Origin of the sequence: Streptomyces sp. 3211.6 (assembly GCF_003634815.1) — a bacterium.
GTDB classification, from domain to species: Bacteria; Actinomycetota; Actinomycetes; order Streptomycetales; family Streptomycetaceae; genus Streptomyces; species Streptomyces katrae_A.
Genome location: NZ_RBXC01000001.1, coordinates 1558431 through 1570959, shown reverse-complemented (window position 1 = coordinate 1570959; position 12529 = coordinate 1558431). Strand labels below are relative to the sequence as shown.

General features: G+C 71.8%; 11 protein-coding genes and 1 riboswitch. Of the genes, 8 read left to right on the top strand and 3 right to left on the bottom strand.

The genetic code is table 11. The features are described from left to right. Positions 1–2 precede the first annotated feature (2 nt). From BX286_RS07345 to BX286_RS07320, 6 genes are all read left to right on the top strand, one after another. Positions 3–785, top strand: a complete 783-nt coding sequence (locus BX286_RS07345; RefSeq protein ID WP_261993379.1) for a DUF881 domain-containing protein — start codon at positions 3–5, stop codon at positions 783–785. 130 nt (positions 786–915) lie between these two features. Continuing rightward, on the top strand, positions 916–1779 hold the full coding sequence (locus BX286_RS07340; protein ID WP_079424811.1) for an FHA domain-containing protein: 864 nt from the start codon (positions 916–918) through the stop codon (positions 1777–1779). Positions 1780–1827: 48 nt separating this feature from the next. Then, entirely contained in the window at positions 1828–2601 is a 774-nt protein-coding gene (locus BX286_RS07335; protein WP_187344105.1) for a MerR family transcriptional regulator, read from the top strand. A gap of 63 nt (positions 2602–2664) precedes the next feature. After that, a complete protein-coding gene (locus tag BX286_RS07330) occupies positions 2665–3138 on the top strand; it encodes a bifunctional nuclease family protein (RefSeq protein ID WP_007262890.1) in 474 nt (157 codons plus the stop codon). Positions 3139–3335: 197 nt separating this feature from the next. Then, positions 3336–3974, top strand: a complete 639-nt coding sequence (locus BX286_RS07325) for a MerR family transcriptional regulator (RefSeq protein ID WP_079424810.1) — start codon at positions 3336–3338, stop codon at positions 3972–3974. Between the two features lie 94 nt (positions 3975–4068). Further along, on the top strand, positions 4069–5487 hold the full coding sequence (locus BX286_RS07320) for a DNA polymerase IV (protein WP_079424808.1): 1419 nt from the start codon (positions 4069–4071) through the stop codon (positions 5485–5487). A 2-nt stretch (positions 5488–5489) separates the two neighbouring features. Here BX286_RS07320 and BX286_RS07315 read toward each other — a convergent pair whose 3' ends face one another. After that, positions 5490–5843 (bottom strand): PRC-barrel domain-containing protein, encoded by a 354-nt coding sequence (locus BX286_RS07315; protein WP_079424806.1) that lies wholly within the window; start codon positions 5841–5843, stop codon positions 5490–5492. Positions 5844–5955: 112 nt separating this feature from the next. Continuing rightward, positions 5956–6054: riboswitch (glycine riboswitch) on the top strand. Positions 6055–6248: 194 nt separating this feature from the next. On the opposite strand from BX286_RS07315, the gene gcvP reads away from it, so the two are divergent. Then, on the top strand, positions 6249–9134 hold the full coding sequence (gene gcvP / locus BX286_RS07310; protein ID WP_079424804.1) for an aminomethyl-transferring glycine dehydrogenase: 2886 nt from the start codon (positions 6249–6251) through the stop codon (positions 9132–9134). 77 nt (positions 9135–9211) lie between these two features. On the opposite strand, the gene BX286_RS07305 is transcribed toward gcvP, so the two are convergent. Next, positions 9212–9400: a DUF5999 family protein gene (locus BX286_RS07305; protein ID WP_042809437.1), complete on the bottom strand. Its 189-nt coding sequence runs from the start codon at positions 9398–9400 to the stop codon at positions 9212–9214. A gap of 366 nt (positions 9401–9766) precedes the next feature. Further along, positions 9767–10387, bottom strand: coding sequence for a hypothetical protein (locus BX286_RS07300; protein ID WP_079424801.1), 621 nt, complete (start codon positions 10385–10387; stop codon positions 9767–9769). Positions 10388–10884: 497 nt separating this feature from the next. Here BX286_RS07300 and BX286_RS07295 point away from each other — a divergent pair, with 497 nt between their 5' ends. Further along, on the top strand, positions 10885–12420 hold the full coding sequence (locus tag BX286_RS07295) for a glutamate-cysteine ligase family protein (RefSeq protein WP_121014751.1): 1536 nt from the start codon (positions 10885–10887) through the stop codon (positions 12418–12420). Positions 12421–12529 lie beyond the last annotated feature (109 nt).

Sequence of the window (12529 nt, the reverse complement as noted above, 5' to 3'; positions counted from 1 at the left end):
CGATGAGCACGGACAACACCCCGCAGGGGGACCCGGTGCCGGTGCCGGAGCCGGAGCCGGAGCAGACGGGCCGGCAGCGGCTGGCGGCCGGCCTGTGGCCGCCGAGGTTCAGCCGGGCCCAACTGATCGTCGCGCTGCTGCTCTTCGTCCTGGGCCTCGGGCTGGCCATCCAGGTGCGCTCCAACAGCGACTCCAGCGCGCCGCTGCGCGGTGCGCGGCAGGAGGACCTCGTGCGGATCCTCGACGAGCTGGACGGGCGGACCAAACGGCTGGAGGACGAGAAGCAGAAGCTGGACGACCAGCGCAGGGAGCTGCAGAGCAGCTCCAACCAGGCCGAGGAGGCACGCAAGCAGACGCTGGAGCGGGAGCGCCAACTGGGCATCCTGGCCGGTACCGTGGCCGCACAGGGCCCCGGCATCACGCTGAGGATCACCGACGCCAAGGGCCAGGTGCGCTCGGACCAGCTCCTGGACACCCTCCAGGAACTGCGGGCGGCCGGGGCCGAGGCGATCCAGATCAACGGCGTGCGCGTGGTGGCGGGCTCGTACTTCTCGGACGAGGGCGGCGGGGTGGCGATCGACGGTAAGAAGATCACACAGCCCTATGAGTTCAGGGTGATCGGCAAGCCGCAGGATCTGGAGCCGGCGCTCAACATTCCGGGCGGTGTCGTGCAGACCATGGAGAAGGAACAGGCCACGGTCGCCGTCACACGGTCGGCGAAGATCGTTGTGGATGCCTTGCGGGCTGCGAAGCAGCCTGACTACGCTCGGTCGTCATCGCCGTGAGACGGGGCGGCGCGAGGACGGTCCCACGCGGGCTGACGCCTGCGGGGGGTCGACGCACCGAAGTCGCGGTGCGTGGTGGAAACTGTCTGGTGGTTACGGACGTTGTCAGAATGTCCGGGTCGGCAGGTGTGTGTATGCGGAGTTCGTCCTGCCCCACGGGCGGGTCTGTTTCGGTCAAGGGGAATCGCCCGTGAAGTTGTTTGAGAAGTTGTTCGGCAAGAAGAACCGCGAGGAAAGCGGTACGGCACGTCACCGTGCGGGCCATGGCGAGGGGGAGGGCCAGGGCGACCGGCCGCTCTTCCGCGACGAGGTGGCCGGCCCGGGGGCCGACCCGTCGGCTGCGGGGCGCATAGGTTTCGGAGAGCCGGCAGCCCCGACCGCGGGCGGGGGGTACGCCCCCGACCCGTACGCCACCAACGCCTCCGCGGGGCAGCCGCGGCGCGAGGAGCCGTCCATGTCCGCCGAGCAGACGTGCGGCAGGTGCGGGCACCGCAGCGGTGCGGCGAGCCGTTTCTGCTCCAACTGCGGTGCGCCGCTGCGCCCGGGCCTGACGCCCGAGCGAGCCTCGGAGACCACGTCCACCATCTCGATCTCGGGCCTCGAGGCCTACGAGGCCGAGGCGACCGGACAGCACGTCTCGCCCTCGCTCTCTCCCGAGGCCCAGGCCGCGGTGGAGGCGCTGCCCCCCGGTTCCGCCCTGCTCATCGTGCGGCGCGGCCCCAACTCGGGCAGCCGTTTCCTGCTCGACGGCGAGCTGACCACGGCGGGCCGGCACCCGCAGAGCGACATCTTCCTGGACGACGTCACCGTCTCCCGGCTGCATGTCGAGTTCCGCCGGGGTCCGGAAGGCGGCTTCACCGTCGCCGACGTCGGCAGCCTCAACGGCACGTACGTGAACCGCGAGCCGATCGACTCGGTCGCCCTGCACAACGGCGACGAGGTGCAGATCGGCAAGTACCGGCTGGTCTTCTACGCCAGCCTGCGGGGCGTCTGACCCCCACCCCCGGACAACCTCCGGGGGGACCTCCAGAGGGAAGGTCCCATGCTGCGCACCCCGACCGGCGGTGCCCCGAAGAAGGGCGCCGCCGGCACCGCCGGCTCGTCCGGGCAGCTGGTGAGCATCGGCCAGGTGCTCACGATGCTGCGTGACGAGTTCCCCGAAGTCACGATCTCGAAGATCCGGTTCCTGGAGGCGGAGGGGCTCGTCGAGCCCCGGCGCACGCCTTCCGGATACCGCAAGTTCAGTACCGGCGACGTGGAGCGGCTCGGGCGCATCCTGCGCCTCCAGCGCGACCACTACCTGCCGCTGAAGGTCATCCGCGAGCAGCTCGACGCGCTCGACCGGGGCGAGCAGATCCGGATCCCGGCCCCCGCCGCGCACGGGGAGTCCGTGCCGGGCGAAGCGCGCGGTGCCGGGTACGGGGAGGCGGGCGGGGAGCGTCCGGCCGCGGCCCGGGTCGGGCGGGCGGAGCTGATCGCCGCCGCCGAGGTGGACGAGGCGCAGCTCGCCGAGTGGGAGTCCTACGGGCTCCTCTCGGAGGAGGCCGGCGGCGGTTTCGACGCCGGGGCGGTGGCCGTGGCCCGCTTGATCGCCGATCTCGGCCGGTTCGGGCTCGAACCGCGCCACCTGCGGGCCATGAAGGCCGCGGCCGACCGGGAGGCCGGTCTGGTGGAACAGGTGGTCGCCCCGCTGCGACGCCACCGCAATCCGCAGACCAGGGCTCATGCCGAGGCCACGATGAAGGAGCTCGCAGGGCTCTCCGTACGGCTCCACGAGGCGTTCGTGCAGAGCGCCCTCGGGGTGCGGCTGCACTGAACGGGGGCGCCGCGAGCGGGCCCCGACTACCCAAACCTGCCGGGCAGGTCCTAGGGTTGCTGTGTGAACGAGCTCGACGTTGTGGGTGTCCGGGTGGAAATGCCCTCCAACCAGCCGATCGTTCTCCTGCGTGAAGTGGGAGGCGACCGGTACCTCCCCATCTGGATCGGTCCTGGGGAGGCGACCGCCATTGCCTTCGCGCAGCAGGGAATGGCCCCTGCCAGGCCGCTGACGCACGACCTGTTCAAGGACGTGCTGGAGGCGGTGGGCGAGGAGCTGACCGAGGTCCGGATCACGGATCTGCGGGAGGGCGTCTTCTACGCGGAGCTGGTCTTCGCCAGTGGCGTCGAGGTGAGCGCGCGGCCTTCCGACGCCATAGCGCTCGCCCTGCGGACGGGAACGCCGATCTACGGCAGTGACGGCGTGCTGGACGACGCCGGAATCGCCATTCCCGACGAGCAGGAGGACGAGGTGGAGAAGTTCCGCGAGTTCCTCGACCAGATCTCTCCCGAGGACTTCGGCACGGGCCCGCAGTAGGGGCCGGGCGCCGTCCCGGCGAGGGCCGTATCGCCCACCGGGAAGCCCCAGCCCATTCGAGTAGCCTTTCCCGGCGTTGGGGTACGGGAAACCACTCTCAGGGTGATTATCACTCGGCGTGCCGAGTGTGGCGATCGTTGACGCACCCCTGGTCACTGCCTACCTTCGAGGGGGCAGGTCAAGGACGGAGGGTCGGCGTGAGGATCACGGGCGACGGTACGACCGGGGGAGTCCCCGTACGGAGTGACGGTGGACCGTCCGCGCTGCTCGGCGGCGGGGCGGGTTCCGCGCACCGTCAGCCGGTGTCGAAACCGGTCGGACCGGTGAGCGACTCCCCGGCCCCCGAGCAGGTCGGCTACCGCGGACCGACGGCGTGCGCCGCCGCGGGGATCACGTACCGGCAGCTGGACTACTGGGCGCGCACCGGGCTGGTGGAGCCCAGCGTGCGGCCCGCCTACGGGTCGGGCACGCAGCGGCTCTACAGCTTCCGGGACGTCGTCGTCCTCAAGATCGTGAAGCGCTTCCTCGACACCGGCGTGGCCCTGCAGAACATCCGCACCGCCGTTCAGCACCTGCGCGGCCGGGGTTTCTCGGACCTGGAGCGGATGACGCTGATGAGCGACGGCGCGACCGTGTACGAGTGCACCTCCCCCGACCAGGTGGTGAGCCTGCTCCAGGGCGGCCAGGGGGTCTTCGGCATCGCGGTGGGCGTGGTCTGGCGGGACGTCGAGAACGCGCTGTCGCAGCTGCACGGGGAACGCGTGGACACGGGGGAGACCGTGGTCGGCCACAACCCGGCCGACGAGCTCGCCGCCCGCCGGAACCGGGCCGGCTGACGCCGGGGCCGCCGGCGCGGCGCGTACGGCCCGCCGGCCGGGGCGACGACGACGGATCACCGTGTTGTCAGTGGCATGAGGCAGCATCGGTGCTGTGAGAACCGCGCCGACCATCCTGCATCTGGACATGGACGCCTTCTACGCCTCCGTGGAGCAGGCGTCGAAGCCCAGCCTGCGCGGGAAGGCCGTGATCGTGGGCGGGCTCGGCCCCCGCGGGGTGGTGGCCACCGCCTCCTACGAGGCCCGGCGCTTCGGGGTGCATTCGGCGATGCCGATGGCCCAGGCCCGCCGGCTCTGCCCCAACGGCGCCTACCTGATCCCCCGCTTCCTCCTCTACCGCGAGGTCAGCGAGGTCGTCATGGGCCTGCTGCGCGAGCTGTCGCCGCTGGTGGAGCCGCTCAGCCTGGACGAGGCCTTCGTGGACCTGGAGGCGGGCGGCAGGGCCTTCGACTCGGCGAGCGCCCGGGCCACGGGGGAGCGGCTGAGGGCCGACATCACCGCCGCGACGGGGCTCAGCGGCTCGGTCGGGCTGGCCGGGTCGAAGATGCTGGCCAAGGTGGCCTCCGAGGAGGCCAAGCCGGACGGGCTGCTGCTGATCGAGCCCGGGACCGAGCGGGAACTCCTCGCGCCCATGTCGGTGCGGACCCTGCCCGGGGTGGGGCCGGCCACCGGGGAGCACCTGCGCCGGGCCGGGATCACCACGGTGGGGGAGCTGGCCGAGGCCGGTGAGGACGAGCTGGTGCGGATGGTGGGCCGGGCGCACGGGGTCGGCCTGTACCGGATGGCGCTGGGCCTGGACGACCGGCCGGTGGTCGCGGAGCGGGACGCGAAGTCGGTGTCGGTGGAGGACACCTTCGACGTGGACATCCACGACCGGGTCCGCATCCGCTTCGAGGTGCAGCGGCTCGCGGACCGCTGCGTGGGCCGGCTGCGGGCCTCGGGGCACTCGGGGCGGACCATCGTGCTGAAGGTGCGCCGCTACGACTTCTCCACCCTGACCCGCTCCGAGACCCTGCGCGGGCCCACGGACGATCCGGCGGTGGTGCGGGAGGCGGCCGGGCGGCTGCTGGAGGGCGTGGACACCACGGGCGGGGTGCGGCTGCTGGGGGTCGGCGTGACGGGGCTCGCGGACTACACCCAGGAGGACCTGTTCGCCCAGGCGCTCGGCGCCGCGGCCCAGGAGGCGCAGACCGCTCCCGCGGAGGGGACCGGGGAGACGGAGGAGGACGACGGGGGGCCGGGGGCGGCCGGTGCCCGGGGGGCTCCGGGTGCCGCCGAGACGGCCCTGGCGCCGGGGGAGGACCCCGCGCAGGCCGCCGTGCGCCACTGGCCCGCGGGCAGCGACGTACGGCACGCGGTGTACGGGCCCGGGTGGGTGCAGGGCAGCGGGGTCGGGAGGGTCACCGTGCGCTTCGAGCAGCCCGGATCGCCGCCCGGCCGGGTCCGCACCTTCCTGGTGGACGACCCCGAGCTGGAGCCCTCCGACCCGCTGCCCCTCGTGGGCGGCGCTTAGGCCTAGTGGTTCTCCGGCGGGGGAAGGTGGAAGTCGCCGGGCAGGGAGACGTCCAGGCCGTAGTGGTGGTAGAGCTGGAGCTCCTGCTCGGGGGAGAGGTGGCGGCCCACACCGAAGTCGGGGGCGTCTTTGATCAGGGAGCGTTCGAACGGGACGCGCAGGACATCGCCGTCGACCTCGCTCGGCTCCAGCGGGACGAAGGCGTCCCGGCCGAACAGACCGGTGCGGACCGCGGCCCACTCCGGTACGCCGGTGGCGTCGTCGAGGTAGACCTCGTCCACGGTGCCGATCTTGGCCCCGTTCCGGTCGAACGCCTTGCGGCCGATCAGGCTGCGCGGATCGATGTCGGTCTGCACGGTCCCTCCACGTGGTCGCAGTCATCCGTAATGACTACAAAAGTGCATATCGGGATAGGGGGCCACTCGAGGGAGGGTCCAGATCCTCGCTGGTAGGCTGGGTGACGGCTGTTGACCCTGTGCGGGAGAGTCCTCCGAGTGAGCTCGACGGAGGCGCCGAAGGAGCAAATCCTCCCCGGAATCTCTCAGGCATACGTACCGCACGCGACGAGGCCACTCTGGAAAGCAGGAGCGGGTGCCGGGCGCGCAGTGCCGGTCCCACTCCTCACCGACGGTGAAAGCCGGACGACGGGCGACCCCCGAGACTCCGGTGAAGCTCTCAGGTTGAGATGACAGAGGGGGAGGCCGTCCGGGTGCCCGCGCCGTGGTGCCCCTCGCAGGTCATACGACCAGGAGGCCTCCGTAATGACCGCCAACCGCATTCCGCTCTCCCAGCTCGAGCGGGGCATCCCCTTCGAGCAGCGTCACATCGGCCCGGATGCCGAGGCGCAGGCGAAGATGCTCGCCCAGGTGGGCTACGGCTCCCTCGACGAGCTCACCGCCGCCGCGGTACCGGATGTGATCAAGACCGCCGAAGCGCTGAACCTGCCCGAGGCGCGGACCGAGGCCGAGGTGCTGGCCGAGCTCCGCTCGCTCGCCGACCGCAACCAGGTCCTGTCCTCGATGATCGGTCTCGGCTACTACGGGACGTTCACGCCGCCGGTGATCCTGCGCAACGTCATGGAGAACCCGGCCTGGTACACGGCCTACACCCCGTACCAGCCGGAGATCTCGCAGGGCCGCCTCGAGGCGCTGCTGAACTTCCAGACCGTCGTCGCCGAGCTGACCGGCCTGCCGACCTCCGGCGCCTCCCTGCTCGACGAGGGAACCGCCGCCGCCGAGGCCATGACGCTGGCCCGCCGCGTGGGCAAGGTCAAGGGCAACGTCTTCCTCGTGGACGCCGACGCGCTGCCGCAGACCATCGCCGTGATCGAGACCCGCGCCGAGCCGATCGGCATCGAGGTCGTCGTCGCGGACCTCTCCGCGGGCATCCCCGCCGAGATCGCCGAGCGCGGCGTCTACGGCGTGCTCGTGCAGTACCCGGGCGCCTCCGGCGCCGTGCGCGACATCAAGGCCGTCATCGACCAGGCCCACGAGCTCGGTGCCGTCGTCACCGTCTCCGCCGACCTGCTCGCGCTGACCCTGCTGACCTCCCCGGGCGCCCTCGGCGCGGACATCGCGGTCGGCACCACCCAGCGCTTCGGCGTCCCGATGGGCTTCGGCGGCCCGCACGCCGGCTACATGGCCGTCCAGGCCAAGCACGCCCGCTCCCTGCCCGGCCGCCTCGTCGGCGTCTCCGTGGACGCGGACGGCAACAAGGCCTACCGCCTGGCCCTGCAGACCCGCGAGCAGCACATCCGCCGCGAGAAGGCCACCAGCAACATCTGCACCGCCCAGGTGCTCCTCGCCGTCATGGCCGGCATGTACGCCGTCTACCACGGCCCCGACGGCCTGAAGACCATCGCCCGCCGGACCCACCGCTACGCCGCGATCCTCGCCGCGGGCCTGAAGGCCGGCGGGGTCGAGCTGGTGCACGGCTCCTTCTTCGACACCGTCACCGCCCGGGTGCCCGGCAAGGCCGCCGAGGTCGTCGCCGCCGCCCGTGAGGGCGGGGTCAACCTGTACCGGGCCGACGCCGACCACGTCTCGATCTCCTGCGACGAGACCACCCTGCGCGCCGACATCGAGGCCGTCTGGGCCGCCTTCGGCGTCTCCGCCGACATCGAGGCCCTGGACGCGACCACCGCGGACGCGTTGCCCGAGGGCCTGCTGCGCTCGGACGCGTACCTGACGCACCCGGTCTTCCACCAGCACCGTTCCGAGACCGCGATGCTGCGCTACCTGCGCAAGCTCTCGGACAAGGACTACGCGCTGGACCGCGGCATGATCCCGCTGGGCTCCTGCACCATGAAGCTCAACGCGACCACCGAGATGGAGCCGGTCACCTGGCCCGAGTTCGGCCAGCTGCACCCCTTCGCCCCGGTCGAGCAGGCGGGCGGTTACCTCACGCTCATCAGCGAGCTGGAGGAACGTCTCTGCGAGGTCACCGGCTACGACAAGGTCTCCATCCAGCCGAACGCCGGCTCCCAGGGCGAGCTCGCCGGCCTGCTGGCCGTGCGCGCCTACCACCGTGCGAACGGCGACGAGCAGCGCACCGTCTGTCTCATCCCGTCCTCCGCGCACGGCACCAACGCCGCGAGCGCCGTGATGGCCGGCATGAAGGTCGTCGTCGTCAAGACCGCCGACGACGGCGAGGTCGACACCGAGGACCTGCGCGCCAAGATCGAGCAGTACCGCGACGAGCTGGCCGTGCTCATGATCACCTACCCGTCGACGCACGGTGTGTTCGAGGAGCACGTCGCCGACATCTGTGCCCAGGTGCACGAGGCGGGCGGCCAGGTCTACGTGGACGGCGCCAACCTGAACGCCCTGGTGGGCCTGGCCAAGCCGGGTCACTTCGGCGGCGACGTCTCGCACCTGAACCTGCACAAGACCTTCTGCATCCCGCACGGCGGCGGCGGCCCGGGCGTCGGCCCGGTCGGTGTCCGGGCGCACCTGGCCCCGTACCTGCCGAACCACCCGCTCCAGCCGACCGCCGGACCCGAGACGGGCGTCGGCCCGATCTCGGCCGCGCCGTGGGGCTCGGCGGGCATCCTGCCGATCTCCTGGTCGTACGTGCGCCTGATGGGCGGCGAGGGCCTCAAGCGCGCCACGCAGGTCGCGGTGCTCGGCGCCAATTACATCGCCAAGCGCCTGGAGCCGCACTACCCGGTGCTCTACACCGGCCCGGGCGACCTGGTCGCGCACGAGTGCATCATCGACCTGCGCCCGCTGTCGAAGGAGACCGGCGTCAGCGTCGACGACATCGCCAAGCGCCTGATCGACTACGGCTTCCACGCCCCGACCATGTCCTTCCCGGTGGCCGGCACGCTCATGATCGAGCCGACGGAGTCCGAGGACCTCGCCGAGATCGACCGCTTCTGCGACGCGATGATCGCCATCCGCGCCGAGATCGAGCGGGTCGCGGGCGGCGAGTGGCCGGCGGACGACAACCCGCTGGCCAACGCCCCGCACACGGCGGCGTCCCTGGGTGGCGAGTGGAACCACCCGTACACCCGTGACGAGGCCGTCTTCCCCGGTGGCGTCTCCGCCGACGGGAAGTACTGGCCGCCGGTGCGCCGGATCGACGGCGCCTTCGGCGACCGCAACCTGGTGTGCTCCTGCCCGCCGCTGGACGAGTACGACAACTGATCCCACACCGAAGGGGCCGGCCCCGGAGCTTTCCGCTCCGGGGCCGGCCCCTTCGTACGTCCGTGCCCGGTGCGTGCTCAGGCCGCCGCGAGCGGGCGGTGCGGAGCGATGATCTTGCCGTCCGGCAGCAGCTCACCGGTGTCCTCGAAGAGCAGGACGCCGTTGCACAGCAGGCTCCAGCCCTGTTCCGGATGGTTGGCCACCGGGCGCGCGGCCTCCCGGTCGGCGGACTCTGATGACGGGCAGGCAGGCTGGTGCTGGCACATGGATGCGTTCTTTCGCTGCGGTGTGGTCTGTTCGCGGGTCTGTTCGCTACGGCTCGATGCGTGATTCATGGCCGTCCCCCTGGGTCGTCCCCGCACCTGCGGGGAGGATGGTCCTCAGTCTTCCCCTATGACGGCTGCTTCGCAGGGATTTCACGGCAGCAGTCCTCATGGATTGAGGACGCATCACTCGTGCGGGCGGTTCAAGCCAACTGCCCCGTCCTTTCGGATGGTTCGCAGCTGGTCCCGGAGGACTAGGCCGAATGGGCAAGGCGGGTCAGGCGGCGCTCGGGGGGCCTGCCGGCCGGACCGGGGCATGCCGCGGTCGCGGCCCGGATCGCGGGCCGCGCCGTGGGCGGAGCGCAGGGTTCAGGCCGCCGGGGCCGCCAGGGTGGGCGGCAGGGGCGGGGCCGCCGGAGTCAGCCGGTGGGTCAGGACGGGCAGCAGCTCCGAGACGGGATGCGGCCGGTAGGGGGCGATCCCCGGCGGGGCCGGGGCCAGCGGCACCAGCAGGTCGGCGGCGGCGGGCAGGCCGGCCGCGGCGTCGGCGCCGACCGCCCCGTGCAGCCACAGGGTCAGCATGTACAGCTCCGGTACGGACAGCAGGCGGGGCTGGTAGCCCTTGACGAGCTGCTCCGCCTGGCGCAGGGCGCGCTCGGTGGCGGCGACGTAGGGGCCCTCGAAGAAGTGCGAGAAGGCCCAGCCGTCAGGGGTGAGCCGCGTGTCGGCCGCCGCCACGAAGCGGTCGCCGCTGCGGATCAGGAACCGCCATCCGGTGAGGCGGGTACGCGGCGGCCTGCCGCCGGCCGCGCGGCCGGACACGCCCAGGCGGTCGAGCACGTGCACCGGCAGGGGGAGCTCGGCGGTCAGCGGGCCCTGGACCGCGCGCAGGGCGGGGGTGTGTGCCTCGTGGACGGCGGTGGGAGAACCGAGTGCCGCGAGGACGCTACGCAGGGCGGGCGCGGGGGCCGGGGGGACATGCAGCGGCATGGTGGGTCGCCTCTCACTTGGGAGACCTGTGGTGCAGGGGAAGGTGCGGACGGCGCTGTCGCATTCTGGGGTCAGAGGTGGGCATTGGGGCAATGGCCGCGCGCCAACTCTCTGCCTCGTTTGCGGAGTTTATACGACATGTGTTCACACAGTGTTTCGGCTAGCTGTCCCGCCTATTGCCGACAAGGCGCTTACCGGACCCGCTGTCATGGTATTCATGCCGCTCGCGCGTGAAGGACCCGCGCTGACCTCGGAGGTTACCGGAAGGGGGCTCGGCTGGAAAGTGCCGGTTATCCCGAACGGGCAAAACCCATGCGGAATTTGCGCACCACGGGTTGCCAGGTGAATGTGCCGGAGCGCCCATCCGGCCACACCGGCGCGCGCTCCCCGCCAAGCCACCCCCCGCGGCGTTATCGATCACGGGCCCTGGGCATCATCGACCGTAACGCGCGCCCGGGTGTGTCCCGGGCCAGGCCCGCTCGAGGAGGGACGCTTCGATGGGGGAGAAGGTCGTGGCAGGCGGATTCGACCTGTCCGATCGGCATCGGTATCGGAGGAAGCTTCACGAGTGCCTGGAGGGGCTGGAGCGGCTTCTGGCGGAGAAGAGGTTCGACCGCCCCAAGAACATGATGGGACTGGAGATCGAGCTGAATCTCGCGGGTGCCGACGGTTTGCCGCGCATGGTGAATGCGCAGGTACTGGAGCGGATAGCGAGCCCGGATTTCCAGACCGAACTCGGAATGTTCAACCTGGAGGTGAACGTACTTCCGCACCGGCTCGACGGCCGGGTATTCGACCGCCTCGCGGAAGAGCTCAGCGCGGGACTGCACTACGCCCACCGGCAGGCCGCCGAGATCGACGCCGGGGTGGTGATGATCGGCATCCTGCCGACGATCACCCGCGCCGACCTGGCCCTGGCCAACCTGTCCGCCGTGGACCGCTACTCGCTGCTCAACGAGCAGATCCTGATGATGCGCGGCGAGGACTTCCGGCTGGACATCGAGGGGGTCGAGCGGCTGACCTGGAGCACCGGGTCGATCGTCCCGGAGGCCGCCTGCACCTCCGTGCAGCTGCACCTCCAGGTCACCCCGGCACGGTTCTCGGACGTGTGGAACGCCGCCCAGGCCGTGACCGCCGTCCAGATAGCGGTGGGGGCCAACTCCCCCTTCCTGTTCGGGCGCGAGCTGTGGCGCGAGTCGCGGCCGCCGCTCTTCACGCAGGCCACCGACACCCGGCCGCCCGAGCTCCAGGCCCAGGGGGTGCGGCCGCGCACCTGGTTCGGGGAGAAGTGGGTGGACTCGGCGTACGAGCTCTTCGCCGAGAACGTCCGCTTCTTCCCCGCCCTGCTGCCCATCTGCGACGAGGAGGAGCCGCTGCGGGTGCTCGCCGAGGGCGGGGTGCCCAGCCTCCAGGAGCTGGTGCTGCACAACGGCACGGTCTACCGGTGGAACCGGCCCGTCTACGGGGTCGCGGACGGGACGCCGCACCTGCGGGTGGAGAACCGGGTGCTGCCGGCCGGGCCCACCGTCGCCGACGTCGTGGCCAACGCGGCCTTCTACTACGGGCTGGTGCGCAGCCTTGCGGACGAGCAGCGTCCGGTGTGGACCCGGCTGTCCTTCGCGGAGGCGGAGGCCAACTTCGACGCCGCCTGCCGGTACGGGATCGACGCGCGGATCCGCTGGCCCCGCAGGGGGCGCTCGGGCGGACTGGCGAGCGTGCCTGCGGTGCGGCTGGTGCTGGACGAGCTGCTGCCGATGGCGGCGGCCGGGCTGGACGCCTGGGGCATCGAGCCCGCCGACCGGGACCTGTACCTGGGGATCATCGAGGAGCGGTGCCGGCGCCGGGTGAACGGGGCGACCTGGCAGGTGGACACCTACCACCGCGCGCTCGCGGGCGGACTGGACCGTGACGCGGCCCTGGCGGCCACCACCCGCCGCTACAGCCAGCTGATGCACCGCGGCGACCCCGTGCACACCTGGCCGGTGGGGCTGGAGGACCAGGAGGTGGACGCGCCCGCGGCCGCCCGCCGCTGACCTCCGCCCCGCTCCCGGATCCGCTCCGGCCATGTCCCGGTGATCCCCTCCGGCCCCGGAGGGGGCAGTATGGGGTGGTCGGAGCGTGACGGACGGGGCAGGACGGGAG